General features: G+C 59.6%; 13 protein-coding genes. 9 read left to right on the forward strand and 4 right to left on the reverse strand.

All coding sequences use genetic code 11. From position 1 onward, the window contains the following. Positions 1-9: 9 nt before the first annotated feature. Entirely contained in the window at positions 10-723 is a 714-nt protein-coding gene (locus RBB32_RS03090; protein ID WP_306151216.1) for an HAD family hydrolase, read from the forward strand. Between the two features lie 55 nt (positions 724-778). Here RBB32_RS03090 and RBB32_RS03095 read toward each other — a convergent pair whose 3' ends face one another. Further along, positions 779-3,028: a hypothetical protein gene (locus RBB32_RS03095; RefSeq protein ID WP_306151217.1), complete on the reverse strand. Its 2,250-nt coding sequence runs from the start codon at positions 3,026-3,028 to the stop codon at positions 779-781. Positions 3,029-3,178: 150 nt separating this feature from the next. Here RBB32_RS03095 and RBB32_RS03100 point away from each other — a divergent pair, with 150 nt between their 5' ends. Continuing rightward, entirely contained in the window at positions 3,179-3,853 is a 675-nt protein-coding gene (locus RBB32_RS03100) for a thiamine diphosphokinase (protein WP_306151218.1), read from the forward strand. 172 nt (positions 3,854-4,025) lie between these two features. On the opposite strand, the gene RBB32_RS03105 is transcribed toward RBB32_RS03100, so the two are convergent. After that, complete coding sequence (locus RBB32_RS03105) at positions 4,026-5,252, reverse strand: argininosuccinate synthase (RefSeq protein ID WP_306151219.1); 1,227 nt, start codon at positions 5,250-5,252, stop codon at positions 4,026-4,028. A 143-nt stretch (positions 5,253-5,395) separates the two neighbouring features. Between RBB32_RS03105 and ilvA the strand changes: the two genes are divergently transcribed. Next, the gene (ilvA, locus tag RBB32_RS03110; RefSeq protein WP_306151220.1) at positions 5,396-6,634 is read left to right on the forward strand and encodes a threonine ammonia-lyase IlvA; all 1,239 of its coding nucleotides are present in this window, start codon (positions 5,396-5,398) and stop codon (positions 6,632-6,634) included. Here the strand turns inward: ilvA and RBB32_RS03115 are convergent. Then, a complete protein-coding gene (locus RBB32_RS03115) occupies positions 6,631-6,963 on the reverse strand; it encodes an Hpt domain-containing protein (RefSeq protein ID WP_306151221.1) in 333 nt (110 codons plus the stop codon). The two genes, ilvA and RBB32_RS03115, sit on opposite strands and share 4 nt — an antisense overlap. Positions 6,964-7,118: 155 nt before the next feature. Between RBB32_RS03115 and RBB32_RS03120 the strand changes: the two genes are divergently transcribed. Then, positions 7,119-8,396 (forward strand): PP2C family protein-serine/threonine phosphatase, encoded by a 1,278-nt coding sequence (locus RBB32_RS03120; RefSeq protein WP_306151222.1) that lies wholly within the window; start codon positions 7,119-7,121, stop codon positions 8,394-8,396. Here RBB32_RS03120 and RBB32_RS03125 read toward each other — a convergent pair. Then, positions 8,371-8,814 (reverse strand): NUDIX hydrolase, encoded by a 444-nt coding sequence (locus RBB32_RS03125; protein WP_306151223.1) that lies wholly within the window; start codon positions 8,812-8,814, stop codon positions 8,371-8,373. The two genes, RBB32_RS03120 and RBB32_RS03125, sit on opposite strands and share 26 nt — an antisense overlap. An 80-nt stretch (positions 8,815-8,894) precedes the next feature. Between RBB32_RS03125 and RBB32_RS03130 the strand changes: the two genes are divergently transcribed. The 5 genes from RBB32_RS03130 (at position 8,895) to RBB32_RS03150 (ending at position 13,431) form a co-directional block, all read left to right on the forward strand. After that, entirely contained in the window at positions 8,895-9,887 is a 993-nt protein-coding gene (locus tag RBB32_RS03130; RefSeq protein WP_306151224.1) for an Hsp33 family molecular chaperone HslO, read from the forward strand. After that, positions 9,877-10,479 carry a CoA pyrophosphatase gene (locus RBB32_RS03135; RefSeq protein WP_306151225.1) on the forward strand — a complete coding sequence of 201 codons (603 nt, stop codon included), beginning with the start codon at positions 9,877-9,879 and terminating at the stop codon, positions 10,477-10,479. The genes RBB32_RS03130 and RBB32_RS03135 overlap by 11 nt, the downstream gene beginning before the upstream one ends. Then, positions 10,476-11,627 carry a CCA tRNA nucleotidyltransferase gene (locus RBB32_RS03140; protein WP_306151226.1) on the forward strand — a complete coding sequence of 384 codons (1,152 nt, stop codon included), beginning with the start codon at positions 10,476-10,478 and terminating at the stop codon, positions 11,625-11,627. Before RBB32_RS03135 ends, RBB32_RS03140 begins: the two co-directional genes overlap by 4 nt. Positions 11,628-11,631: 4 nt before the next feature. Further along, positions 11,632-12,849: a class I SAM-dependent RNA methyltransferase gene (locus RBB32_RS03145; RefSeq protein WP_306151227.1), complete on the forward strand. Its 1,218-nt coding sequence runs from the start codon at positions 11,632-11,634 to the stop codon at positions 12,847-12,849. 78 nt (positions 12,850-12,927) lie between these two features. Continuing rightward, complete coding sequence (locus RBB32_RS03150; RefSeq protein ID WP_306151228.1) at positions 12,928-13,431, forward strand: murein L,D-transpeptidase family protein; 504 nt, start codon at positions 12,928-12,930, stop codon at positions 13,429-13,431.

The following is a 13,431-nucleotide window of genomic DNA, read 5'->3' on the forward strand; positions in this document are numbered from 1 at the left end:
AGACTGCCCATGCGCCTTGCAATGTGGTCCGGCCCCCGCAACCTTTCGACGGCGATGATGTATTCCTTCGGCGCGCGGTCGGATTTCGCCGTGGTTGATGAGCCCTTCTATGCCGCCTATCTCGCGCTCACGGGGCTACAGCATCCGATGCGCGATGAAATCATCGCCTCGCAGCCGACCGATCCACAAAAGGTTGTGGATCAATTAATAGGCCCTGTTCCCGCGCAAAAGCCGCATTTCTACCAAAAGCACATGGCGCAGCACATGATTGACGGGGTGCCGCGCGATTGGGTGGCGCAGGTCACCAATGTCTTTCTCATCCGTCACCCCGCCCGCGTCGCGGCCAGTTTCTCGGCGAAATACGACAACCCCACGCTGGCCGATATCGGTTTTATCCAACAGGCGGAACTCTACGATCATCTCACAGAACAGGGCCAAACCCCCGTAGTGATCGATTCCGCCGATATCCGCCGCGCGCCCGAAACCATGCTGAAACGGCTTTGTGCCGCGATTGATCTGCCTTGGGATCCCGGCATGCTCCACTGGCCCAAGGGTGGCCATCCTGACGATGGCGTCTGGGCCGCGCATTGGTATGCCTCGGTGCATGGCTCCAGCGGATTTGCCGCTGCCGAAGGGCCCTTGCCCGCGCTTGACGGCCAGCGCGCGGACCTCGCCAAGGCCGCCATGCCCGCCTATGAAAAGCTCCGCGCCGTGGCCCTTTAACGCAAAAACCCCGGCCAAACGGCCGGGGGCTTTAAGTCATAGGGGTCGTCAGGGGTTAGCCCACGTTGCGGGCCTCGGCCCGAAAGTCGGTATTGTCGGTCACGCAAAACCGTCCGCCCTTCAACTTCTGCAGCTTGCCCTGACGCAGCAACTGGCCAAAGGTGCGCAGCCCGTCTTCACGGCTGAAATCGTGGCCTTCGACTTCCTTCAGCTTGCCCATCAGCATCGGGCGCGAGAATTGCGCGCGGCCCTCGATATCCGACATGTAAGCCGCCGCTGCCTCAAGCAGTTCGGGCAGGTCGCGGGCGCCCATTTCCTCGGCAAACTCGGTAAAATTGCTGCCATCTGCGTTTGCCTCGGGTTCTTCCACGACTGCGGCTGATACGCGGCGGGGCCGCACCGGCTCGTTTTGTACATCCACGCGTTGCTCGGCCACCAGTTTCAGGGGCGCGGGCCCGCTGGATGCAACGCTGGGCCGGGTGGCGCGTGGCCGGCCTTCACTGGGTTCCGGGCGGCGCGGGCGCACCACGCTGGCCAGATCGCTCCGGTAAGGCGAATCATCGACATCTTCCTTCAGCGTCGCACCGGCCTTTTTCTCGGCGCGGGTCGCGGCAACCGCGGCGCGCAAATGCTGGATCGCGTTGCGCCGCTTGTTGGTTTCCGGCGCATCAAGCTGTGTATCCGCTTCTTCGAAAATCCGTGCCAAGTCGGCCTGACGTTCGGCGCGTTGAAGTTTCGAAGCCCCACGCCGCGATTGTTCGTCTTCGGCGCTGTCCGCCTCGGGCTCGGGGGTGTCCAGGATCGCTGCCTCGGCGGTACCGTCCTTTTCGGGCGTGTCGGCTGTGGCCTCGTTCTCAACCTGATCCGCGTCGGTCAGGCGCAGCGGCACGCTTTCCTCGGCCTCAAACTCCGGCTTGGTCGAGTCCTCGACCTCGGATTGGCCAAACTCGGCCTCCACTTCGGCCAGCTCGCGTTGCAGCTCGGCTTCTTCCTCGGCGCTCAGGCCCGAATCATCGCCGAAAAGGTTATCGTCAACGCTCTTGTCGTCGTCCTCTTCGAAATACCCTTCCGAAAGGGCCGCCTCGAACTCGCTCCGCTTCATCTTGACCACGCGGGCCTGAACCACAGGGCGGTCTTCGGGGCGATCTTCCGCGGCCTCAGTAGGCGCAGCCTCGGTTTCGGCCTGAACCGCATCCTCGGGCATCGCATCGGCCAGCAACTGCGCCAGGGTATCCTCGGCCAGGTCAACCGGCTCGGCCTTTGCCGTTTTCTGGGCGGTCTCGGGTTCGGGCGCTTGCCCGGCGTCCTGCTGTGGCGCGTCACCCTGCGCCGCGTCGATAATCGACGACAAATCAGGCTCATCCGCTTCGGCTTGTGCGGCACTTTCTGCCGCGTCGTCCTCGCTCAGGGCATCATCCAGTTCGGCGGCCGTTTCGCTCAGGAAATCCTGCGCGTGCTCGTCCTCGGAATACACCGTGTCTTCGAACCCGGCTTCGGATCCGTCCACAAGCGATCGAATACGCCGCAGGCGGTCGGCCACACTGTCACCCTCTTCTGCGGCCTCGGCGGGTGCCGGTGCTTCCTCGGCGTGATCTTCCGTGCTGTCGGCAACGGGGTCTGCCTTGGTCTCGGGCGCATCTTGTGGGGCCAGATCCTCGGTCACGGCCAGGTCTTCGACGGGCTGCTCCTGGCCTGTTTCGGCCTCGGGTTCTTGCGCGGTGTCGGTTTCGGCTGGCGCATCGGCATCATTATCGGCCTGCGCCATGATACCGGTAATGGCCAAATCCGATCCTGTTTCGTCCCAAGCAGCGGCAACAGGCTCTTCTGCCTCATCGGTTGCGGGCTCACCCGTGGCGGCTTCGACCTCGGTTTGCGGCATATCTGCCGAATTGTCTTGCTCGGGCGTTTGTGCAACTTCGGGTGCCCCTTCCAAGGCACTCTCGGGCGAAGCGGCTTCCTCGGCGGGGGCCTCATCCTTGGCCTGTTCTTCGGCTTGTTCGGCTGGCTCCTGCTCTGCCGGCTCGTCTGCCGGGGCGGACAGGGATGAATCCTCTGCGGCACGTAAAACGATATTGCCTTCCTGCTCGTGGGCATCCACGCGCCGGGCGACTTCGCGCTCTGCGATCCGGGCCAGCATCTCTGCATCGGGTGTCGGCGGTTCGGCCCCAAAATACCGGTCGTCCGCCGCCAGATCGCGAAAATACTCCGCGATGGCCTTCATCGTGTCGAAGGAATCGTCGAATCCCTCAAGGGTGCACGAAAAGGTGCCGTATGAGACTGTGAGTATTTTACTTGTGCTAACCATTATTCCGCTCGCTCCGCATTACATGCTAAGGAGTAAACCTACCACCACAGCCAAGACCAAAGATGTTCGATTCTTAGAATTTTACCGTATCATTTCGTGGTCAGAATGTGATCTGTTTCCAAAATAGGGATTAATCCGGAAAATTTGAACATGATTGTATCGCATGACAAACCCGTAACCTTGGTCGGCGGGGCCGAAATCTCGAAAAAAATGCTGAATCGCGCACGGTCCCTTGGGTCTCTTGTCGTGGCTGCGGATGGCGGGGCGGATGCGGCGCTTGAAAACGGTGTTGTCCCCGAGGCGGTGATTGGCGATTTCGACTCGCTCACCGATTGGGCGCGCGATCAGATCCCGGATAATGCCCTGCACCTTATCAGCGAACAGGATACAACCGATTTTGACAAATGCCTGGGGAACATCAACGCACCCTTGGTGATCGGTGTGGGGTTTTCCGGCAATCGCCTTGATCATCAGTTGGCTGCTTACAATACCCTTGTCCGTCATCCCGATCGCCCTTGCCTTCTTCTGGGTGTTGAGGAACTTGTCTTTCTCTGTCCGCCGTCCATTCGCCTTGATTTGGAAAGCGGCACGCCGGTGTCGCTTTTCCCGATGGGCGCGGTCGAGGGGTTGTCGGACGGGTTGAAGCATCCGATTGACGGGTTGAATTTCGCGCCGGACGGTCGGGTCGGTACTTCCAATACCGCGCTTGGCCCGGTCGAGGTTTCTGTTACGTCGCCCAAGATGCTTGTCATCCTTCCGCAAGAGTCATTTGAACAGGCCGCCCAGGCCGTGTTGACCGCCCGGTCCTATTGGCCCGCGCCGTAGGGGAAGGTTAGACCGCCAATCCTTGCATTTGAATTAATGCGCCGCGCGCAAACGTAAGGCCCGGCGCTGGGCCGGGCCTTGTCTGTCGTATTTCGTACGACTCGTACGAAAGGTTTTCCGCACCCCCGGATTTTCGTACGAAACTCGGGGGTAAAACGTACGACCCGTACGTTTATCCCTTCAGCCGACGCTCCCGCGCTGCCAAAAGCTTCAGGCGCAGCGCGTTCAACTGAATGAACCCGGCCGCGTCCTTCTGATCATAGGCGCCCGCATCGTCCTCGAACGTCACATGCGCTTCGGAATACAGGCTATGCTCCGACCAGCGGCCAACCGTCCGGACCGCGCCTTTGTAAAGCTTCAGTTTCACGGTCCCGGTCACATGATGTTGTGAGGCGTCAATCGCCGCCTGCAACATCTCGCGTTCGGGGCTGTACCAGAACCCGTTGTAGATCAGCTCTGCATAACGCGGCATCAGCTCATCTTTCAGGTGCGCGGCGCCCCGGTCCAGCGTGATTTGCTCAATTCCGCGATGGGCCTCCAGAAGGATCGTGCCACCGGGGGTTTCGTAAATCCCGCGGCTCTTCATGCCCACGAACCGGCCTTCCACCAGGTCAAGCCGCCCGATACCATGCTTGCCACCCAATTCATTCAGCTTTGTCAACAGGTTAGCAGGGCTAAGCGCCTCACCGTTGATGCTCACCGCATCGCCTTTTTCAAAGCCCACTTCGATGATCTCGGGCTCATTCGGTGCATCCTCGGGGTGCACTGTCCGCTGATACACGTAATCCGGCGCCATCTCTGCGGGGTCTTCCAGAACCTTGCCTTCGCTTGAGGTGTGCAGCAGGTTCGCATCCACCGAAAACGGCGCTTCGCCGCGTTTGTCCTTGGCAATGGGAATTTGATTTTTCTCAGCAAAATCAAGAAGTTTCGTGCGGCTGGACAGGTCCCACTCGCGCCACGGCGCGATCACCTTGATATCGGGGTTCAGGGCATAGGCGGCCAGTTCGAACCGCACCTGATCGTTGCCCTTGCCGGTCGCGCCATGCGACACCGCATCGGCCCCGGTCTCTTCCGCGATCTCCACAAGACGCTTTGAAATCAACGGCCTGGCGATCGAGGTGCCCAGAAGGTACAGCCCTTCGTACACCGCATTGGCCCGGAACATCGGGAAGACGAAATCGCGGACGAATTCTTCGCGGATGTCTTCGATAAAGATGTTTTCTGGTTTGATTCCAAGAAGTTCCGCCTTTTGGCGCGCGGGTTCCAACTCCTCGCCCTGGCCCAGATCGGCGGTAAAGGTCACCACCTCGCAGTCATATTCGGTTTGCAACCATTTCAGAATGATCGAGGTATCAAGCCCCCCGGAATAGGCCAGTACGACTTTCTTGGGCGCGGACATCACTTTTCCCTCTCTACGGATATGCGCCCGGCGCTTATCGGGTTTTCGCGTCAGGGGCAAGATAAGACAGGTTTGCGGTATTCTTATGTATGTTTTGGCCAGAGGCCTTGCCCCGGGCGAAACATTCCGTCAATCAAGGGGTTATGAGTGATTTTCGCCCCCTTGCCCAAGCCGCCGAAGCCGCGATGCGCGACGTGTTCGACCTCACGCCGTTGCAACGCAATGATCATCTGTCCGATCGCTATCATGCCGATATCTGGCTCAAGCGTGAGGATCTGACGCCGGTGCGGTCCTACAAGCTGCGCGGGGCCTTCAACGCCATGCGTAAGGTACTGGAAAAAAACCCGGAATCTACGCGGTTTGTTTGCGCCAGTGCCGGCAACCATGCCCAGGGCGTGGCTTTCATGTGCCGGCATTTCGGGGTCAAGGGTGTGATCTTCATGCCTGTCACGACGCCACAACAAAAGGTTGGCAAAACCGAGAAGTTCGGGGGTGATGCGGTCTCAATTCGCCTGACAGGGGATTACTTCGACGACACGCTCGCCGCCGCACAGGCTTATTGCACTGAAATCAAAGGGCATTTCCTGTCCCCCTTCGATGATGAGGATGTCATCGAAGGTCAGGCCTCGGTTGGTGTCGAGATTGAAAAGCAGATGTCTCACATGCCGGACCGGATCATCATGCCGGTTGGTGGCGGTGGCCTGTCTTCTGGTGTGTGCAGCTATCTTGAGGATCGTACCGCCTTTACGCTGGTCGAGCCCGAGGGCGGCGCCTGCTTGGCGGCGGCTCTCAGGGCGGGTCAGCCTACCCGCTTGAATCATATAGATAATTTCGCCGATGGCGCTGCCGTGGCGCAGATCGGGGCCAAGACCTTTGCGCGCCTTTCGCATATCGACCCCTCCAGCATGTTGGCGATTGACGAAGATCGGCTTTGCACCACGATGCTTGAGATGCTCAATGTCGAAGGCATCGTTCTTGAACCCGCTGGCGCGCTCGCGGTGGATGCGTTGAAGGACATGGCGCAGGAAATTCGCGGAAAATCAGTGGTTTGCGTGACATCCGGCGGCAATTTCGATTTCGAACGCCTGCCCGAAGTCAAGGAACGGGCGCAACGTTATTCGGGTGTCAAAAAGTACTTCATCCTGCGCATGCCGCAACGCCCCGGTGCCTTGAAGGATTTCCTGAACATCCTTGGCCCCGAAGACGATATCGCGCGGTTTGAATACCTCAAGAAATCGGCCCGTAACTTTGGGTCGGTCCTGATCGGGATCGAAACCAGCCTGCCCGAGAATTTCGAGCATATTCAGACCAAGCTTGAAGCTGCTGGATTCGATTATCGCGATATTACCAATGACGAGGTTCTGGCCGAATTCTTGATCTAGGCCACTGACAGCGTCTCTATTTCAGCCAAAAACGCGATTTTCGAAGCATCGTAACTGGCGAGGATATCCATGACATCAACGGCTTCCCCTGCCCCGTTCGCGGCTGCTGTTTCTCCCGCTTGGCACTTTTCTGTAAACGCGGCAAACCCGAGGTTCAGTGCGCTGCCCTTCAGGAAATGCAAGCGCGACTCAAGATTGTCTGTCGGGACACCTGCGCGCAAAACCGCAATTTCCGCTTCGACCTCATCAAGAAAAAGCTCTACCACCTCACCGAAACTGTCGGCACCGATCTCATCGCGTAATTCGCGCACTCTGGCCCAGTCGATCATGCTTCACCGTCCCGCTTTAGTCCTGTGAAGACTGGCATCGGCCGGTTAATGAAACCTAAGCGCAAGCAATTGGAAATAATAAACTTTTAGGCTTCATAACGGGTTAATCACCATAGGCCATGCTTCGGGCACCCCGGTGTGAATGGATGGTGCAAGTGGGCAGTCTAACCGCAGAACATATCGCGACGCGGCACGGAAATTCCGCGATCCGGAATATTCTGATCGTTGACGATAGCCGCGTACAAAGGCGGATTCTCTGTGCGTCCCTGCAACGCTGGGGTTTCGCGGTGCGCGAGGCGGAATCAGGTCTCGAAGCTTTGGATGTTTGCCGTGACCATCCCCCCGATCTGGTCATGAGCGACTGGATGATGCCGGGTATGGATGGTTTGGACTTTTGCCGTGAATTCCGGGCCATGCCGCGCGAAAGCTATGGCTATTTCATCCTTTTGACCTCCAAAAGCGGAAAGCAAGACATCGCCCATGGCCTTGACGCCGGGGCCGATGATTTCTTGACCAAACCCGTCAATGCCTCTGAACTCCGCGCCCGCATTGCCGCAGGTGACCGTATCCTGAGGATGGAGCGGGAACTGACCGAGAAGAACAGGCTGGTCAAATCCACACTGGATGAGTTGCAATCGCTCTACGACGCGCTTGATAGTGACCTGATCGAGGCCAAGAAGCTGCAACAGTCTTTGGTCAGTGACAGGTCTCGCGATTTTGGCACGGCCGAGGTCTCGCTTCTACTCCGCTCCCGTGGCCATGTCGGAGGCGATCTTGTCGGATTTTTCCCAATCAGCGCAACGCGCGTCGGCCTTTACGGAATCGACGTGTCGGGCCATGGAATCAGCTCTGCCTTGATGACGGCGCGTTTGGCGGGATATCTCTCTGCCGTGACTCCCGACCAGAACGTGGCGCTTTACCGCATGCCGAATGGGGAGTTTGCCCCAAAACCCCCGGGGGAAACCATCGCCGCCCTCAATCAAGTGATCCTCAATGAAATGGAGACCGAGCATTACTTCACCCTGCTTCTGGCAGATGTGAACATGTCGACGGGCAAGGTGAAAATGGCGCAGGCGGGCCATCCCTATCCGGCGTTGCAACGTGCCTCCGGACAGGTCGAGATGATCGGTATCGGCGGCTTGCCTGTCGGGTTGATCGACGGGGCCGAGTATCAGGATTTCGAGGTGACAATGTCACCCGGGGACCGGCTTATGATCCATTCCGACGGGGTTGTCGAATGTGCCGATCCGGAGGGCACCTTGCTGGATGATCGCGGGCTTTGCCGCATCCTTGAAGAGTTGCGCCAGACACGCGGCACCGCATGCCTTGAATCGCTTGTCTGGAAGCTGGTGGAACATGCGCAGACCGACGATTTCACTGATGATGTTTCGGCCGTCCTTTTGGAATTCAAGCCAAGCCCAATAGTTGGCTGACGAAATGCCTGTCGCCCGAGTTGCCCAAATCGCGGGCGGCGATTTTCGGGTCGGCCCAAACGGCGGTATGGCCGCTTTCGGATGGCGGGCCAAGCGGGCGCACGGGCCAGGCCATGTAGATCACGCAAAGCTTTTCGGCCCACAGGTCGTATTCCGGCATATAGGTGAACCGCCGAAAGGCCCCCAAACGGCGCGGCGCCGCAATCTTCCACCCGGTTTCTTCGAAGACCTCCCGATGCAGCGCCCGGATTGGCCCCTCGCCGGGGTCCACGCCTCCACCGGGCAACTGCAACTCCGGGATTGGCGCGGCCTGATGCGTCAATAAAAGCTGCCTGCCTTTTGGCAATATCGCATAGACGCCTGGCCGCCGCGTATATCGCACATCTGAACGGGGTGCCTCGCCAAAGCGCCGGATCATGCCACACCTCCCCCTTGGACCTTGCCTTGATGGTCATATATAGACGCGATATGCCAACTTCCGGCAGACAAGGAAACCCCATGACTCTCGGACAAAAAATCGCTTGGGACGACACGATCCTGCCGTTCCAGCTGGACAATGCGGATATTCGCGGACGCGTCGCGCGTCTTGATGGTGTGCTTGACGGCATCCTCAAGCAGCACGACTACCCCGCCCCGGTTGAGGCCCTGGTCGCCGAAATGGCTCTGCTGACGGCTTTGATCGGACAAACCATCAAACTGCGCTGGAAGCTGTCTTTGCAGGTGCAATCGAATGGCCCGGTGCGCATGATCGCCACCGATTACTACGCGCCCGAGGCCGAAGGAGAGCCCGCGCGCATCCGCGCCTACGCCAGTTTTGACCCTGACCGGATCTCGGGCGCGCCTTTCGATCAGGTGGGCGAAGGGTATTTCGCCGTGTTGATGGATCAGGGCGAAGGCACCACGCCCTATCAGGGCATTACGCCGCTCACGGCGGATGGGCTAAGCGCCTGCGCCGAATCCTACTTTGCGCAGTCCGAACAACTGCCAACGCGGTTCTCGCTGTCCTTCGGCAAATCGACCGAGGCAGGCGGGCAGGAACATTGGCGCGCGGGTGGCGTCATGCTGCAACACATGCCCAAGGCCTCGCCCTTCGCCCAAGGGGGCGGGTCGGGTGAAGAAGGCCTTTTGACCGCAACGGATGTGGTCGATGGCGATGACGCCGAGAACTGGAACCGCGCCAACATGCTTCTTGATACGGTGGACGATCTTGAACTGATCGGCCCTTCCGTCGCGCCCACTGACCTTCTCGTGCGCCTTTTCCACGAAGAAGCCCCGCGCGTCTTTGATATGCAACCCGTGCGCTTTGGCTGTACCTGCTCGGAAGAGCGGGTTCGCAACAGCCTGTCGATCTACTCGGCCAAGGACATCGAGAAGATGACCACGGACGAAGGCGTGCTGACCGCCGATTGCCAGTTCTGCGGGGCGCATTACCGGATGGACCCCAGCACATTGGGCTTCGATGCGGGAAATCCGCCGGGTGATGATGGCTGACCTGATCACAAACGTGAAGCGCGCCTTGGAAAAGGCGCGCCTTGATACCTCGGACTATGATCTGAACCCCGATATCGTGCTGCCCGAGGGCCGGACGCTTCGGCCTGCGGGCGTTCTTGTCGCGATTGCCGAAGCCAAGACAGGCCCACAGGTTTACCTGACGAAACGGTCTTCGGCGCTCAAGCACCACCCGGGGCAGATTGCCTTTCCGGGCGGTAAGCAGGACAAGGGCGATGCCGATGTGACGGCCGCCGCCCTGCGGGAGGCATGGGAAGAAATCGGTCTTGAACCTGACAATGTCGATGTCATGGGCACGCTTCCCAGCCATGAAACCGTGACCAGCTTCACCGTAACCCCGGTGGTGGCCCGTGTGCATGCCGCCTTCAATCCCATCCCTGAACCCGGCGAAGTCGAAGAGGTGTTTACCGTTCCCCTGTCGCATCTTTTGCGCCCGGAGAACTTTACCGTTGAATCGCGCCGGTGGCGCGGGCGTTCGCGGCTCTACTACACCGTTCCTTTCGGGCCCTATTACATCTGGGGGGCAACTGCGCGTATCCTGCGTTCCTTGGCGGATGCGGCGAGGGCGACATGAAAATCACCGGTGATTGGATATTGGCCAAACCCACCCAAGCGGTCTGCCAGATGCTGGAAATCGCCGGGTATCAGGCGCTTTTCGTCGGGGGATGCGTGCGTAACGCGTTGCTTGGTGCGCCGGTGGCTGACATCGACATCGCCACCGATGCCACGCCGGAAAAGGTGGTTCAGCTTGCCGAACACGCGGGCCTCAAACCCGTTCCAACCGGGATTGATCATGGCACGATCACCGTTGTTTCCGATGGCTTGCCGCATGAGGTGACAACGTTCCGCGAAGATGTGGAAACCTTCGGGCGTCACGCGACCGTGGCGTTTTCCACGGATGTTGCCCAAGATGCGCGGCGCCGCGATTTTACCATGAACGCGCTTTATGCGCGTTCCGACGGGTCTGTGATCGACCCTTTGGGGGGGTTGGATGACCTGAAGGCGCGGCGTGTCCGGTTCATCGAAAACCCCGACCAGCGAATTCGCGAAGATTACCTTCGCATCCTGCGCTTCTTTCGGTTTCATGCCTGGTATGGTGATCCCGATGCCGGCTTGGACCCTGAAGGTATCGGCGCCATTGCCACGCATCTCGATGGGCTTTCGGGGCTTTCGAAAGAACGGGTCGGGGCCGAGATCGTCAAGCTTTTGTCCGCCGCCGATCCCGCCCCCGCCGTTGCCGCCATGCGGGCCACTGGTGTCTTGAACATGGTGCTTCCGGGGGCGGATGATCGTGCCCTTGCGCCTTTGGTGCATTTGGAACGCATGATTTCCGCCGCACCCGACGGCATGCGCCGCCTTGCCGCGCTGGGCGGGGATCATCTGCAAGAGCGTTTGCGCCTGAGCAAATCACAGGCACGTCGCGCCGACCTGTTACGCACCGAGGCGGCGGATATGCGCGGGCCTGCCGAACTGGGCTATCGCTTCGGCAAAGCTGATGCATGCGATATCTTGCTTTTGCGCGCGGCACTGTTGGAACAGCCATGGGATAATTCGGACCTTGGGCAAATCCGCGATGGCGCGGCGGCCACGTTCCCCCTCAAGGCAGGCGATCTTATGCCAAGGTACCAAGGCCCGGAATTGGGCAGGCGACTGAAGGCACTGGAAAAGCGTTGGATCGAATCCGGGTTTCGTTTGACCCGCGACGATCTTTTGGCGGAATAGGGCGATGGAAAACTACCAGATCATACGTTTGGGCCATCTGGGCGACGGCATCGCCGAAGGCCCCCTCTTTGCGCCGCTGACTCTTCCGGGCGAGGTGGTGCAAGCCCGGCGTGAGGGGGATCAGCTGCGCGATGTGAAAATCGTAACCCCGTCGGAACACCGTGTCTCACCGCCCTGCCGGCACTTCAAATCCTGTGGCGGATGTCAGCTTCAACATGCCTCGGACGCCTATCTTGCCGATTGGAAAGTGGATGTCGTGCGCACGGCCCTGACAGCCCAAGGGATTGAGGCCGCCTTTGCCCCGATCCATGTGTCACCGCCGCAATCGCGCCGCCGCGCCACCTTTGCCGCGCGCCGCACGAAAAAGGGGGCCATGGCGGGCTTTCATGCCAAGGCCTCGGACGTGATTGTCGAAATCCCCGATTGTCAGCTTCTGCACCCGGATCTTTTGGCCGCCCGCCCGGTGGCCGAGGCACTTGCCGTGGCCGGGGCCAGCCGCAAACACAGCCTTGATGTGGCGATTACATTGTCCGGCAACGGCCTGGATGTGGCGGTGCGCGGCGGTAAACCCTTGGATGGGCCGCTTCGCATGGAATTGGCACAGCTGGCCGAGGCGCATGATCTGGCGCGCCTTGCCTGGGAGGATGAAGTCATCGCCACCCGCCTGCCGCCCGAACAGGATTTCGACGGGGTAAAGGTTGTTCCCCCGCCCGGCGCGTTCTTGCAGGCAACGCTGGATGGCGAAACCAAACTCAGGGATGAGGTCAAGCGCATCACCCAAGGGGCCAAGCGCGTCGTCGATCTTTTCGCAGGCACCGGTACCTTTGCCTTGCCGCTGGCCCAAGACGCCGAAGTGCACGCCGTTGAAGGGGACCCCGCCATGATGGCGGCCTTGGATGCGGGTTGGCGGCATGGCGCGGGCCTCAAGGCCGTTACCCATGAAGCACGGGATTTGTTCCGCAGGCCCTTGATGCCCGATGAACTTGGCAAATTCCAGGCTGCGGTCATCGACCCCCCGCGCGCCGGTGCCGAGGCACAAATCTCCGAGCTATGCCAATCCGATATACCGGTCATTGCCTATGTCTCGTGCAGCCCTGCAAGCTTTGCCCGTGATGCGCGCAGGTTGCTGGATGCGGGGTTTGAAATGGGGCCAGTGCAGGTTGTCGATCAATTCCGCTGGTCGGCACATGTCGAATTGGTGGCTGCCTTTCACCGAGGCTGATTCGGGACGCGATTTTTGTTTTCGATTTCGCGACCGGCGGGTTAGAATCAGTATGGAACGGGACAACGGATTGACGATATGCGGATAGTGAAACTGGTTTTGGCGGGTGTTTTGTGCCTTGGCCTTGCCGCCTGTAGCTCAAAATTCAAAACCTACAATGGCCCCGAGGTCACGCAGGTCATCATCGACAAGGGCGAGCGTCAAATGTTCCTCTTGCACCACAACCGGGTTCTCAAGAATTACGACATCGACCTTGGGTTCGCCCCGTCCGGGCACAAGCAATTTGAAGGCGATGGGAAAACCCCCGAAGGCAGTTATGTCATCGACCGCCGCAATCCCAACAGCGAATTCCACCTTTCGGTCGGCATTTCCTATCCCAATCCCAAGGATATCGCCTTTGCAACGTCACAAGGCAAAAGCCCGGGGGGCGATATTTTCATTCACGGACAGCCCAATGCAAAGGGCTTCCTGGAACGGTCCGACCCTGATTGGACTGCCGGGTGTATTTCGGTCAAAAACCGCGAGATCGAAGATATCTACGCGATGGTGAAAAACGGCACGCCCATCACCATCTATCCGTGA

Origin of the sequence: Roseovarius sp. MMSF_3281, from assembly GCF_030733685.1 — a bacterium.
Lineage (GTDB): Bacteria > Pseudomonadota > Alphaproteobacteria > Rhodobacterales > Rhodobacteraceae > Roseovarius.

Excerpts from the sequence above, each read along its gene's own strand:
- RBB32_RS03140 (WP_306151226.1), top strand. The coding sequence starts at position 10,476 with ATGAAAATCACCGGTGATTGGATATTGGCCAAACCCACCCAAGCGGTC.
- RBB32_RS03115 (WP_306151221.1), bottom strand. The coding sequence starts at position 6,963 with ATGATCGACTGGGCCAGAGTGCGCGAATTACGCGATGAGATCGGTGCC.
- RBB32_RS03090 (WP_306151216.1), top strand. The coding sequence starts at position 10 with ATGCGCCTTGCAATGTGGTCCGGCCCCCGCAACCTTTCGACGGCGATG.
- RBB32_RS03145 (WP_306151227.1), top strand. The coding sequence starts at position 11,632 with ATGGAAAACTACCAGATCATACGTTTGGGCCATCTGGGCGACGGCATC.
- RBB32_RS03105 (WP_306151219.1), bottom strand. The coding sequence starts at position 5,252 with ATGTCCGCGCCCAAGAAAGTCGTACTGGCCTATTCCGGGGGGCTTGAT.
- RBB32_RS03135 (WP_306151225.1), top strand. The coding sequence starts at position 9,877 with ATGATGGCTGACCTGATCACAAACGTGAAGCGCGCCTTGGAAAAGGCG.
- RBB32_RS03150 (WP_306151228.1), top strand. The coding sequence starts at position 12,928 with ATGCGGATAGTGAAACTGGTTTTGGCGGGTGTTTTGTGCCTTGGCCTT.
- RBB32_RS03095 (WP_306151217.1), bottom strand. The coding sequence starts at position 3,028 with ATGGTTAGCACAAGTAAAATACTCACAGTCTCATACGGCACCTTTTCG.
- RBB32_RS03100 (WP_306151218.1), top strand. The coding sequence starts at position 3,179 with ATGATTGTATCGCATGACAAACCCGTAACCTTGGTCGGCGGGGCCGAA.
- RBB32_RS03125 (WP_306151223.1), bottom strand. The coding sequence starts at position 8,814 with ATGATCCGGCGCTTTGGCGAGGCACCCCGTTCAGATGTGCGATATACG.
- RBB32_RS03130 (WP_306151224.1), top strand. The coding sequence starts at position 8,895 with ATGACTCTCGGACAAAAAATCGCTTGGGACGACACGATCCTGCCGTTC.
- ilvA (WP_306151220.1), top strand. The coding sequence starts at position 5,396 with ATGAGTGATTTTCGCCCCCTTGCCCAAGCCGCCGAAGCCGCGATGCGC.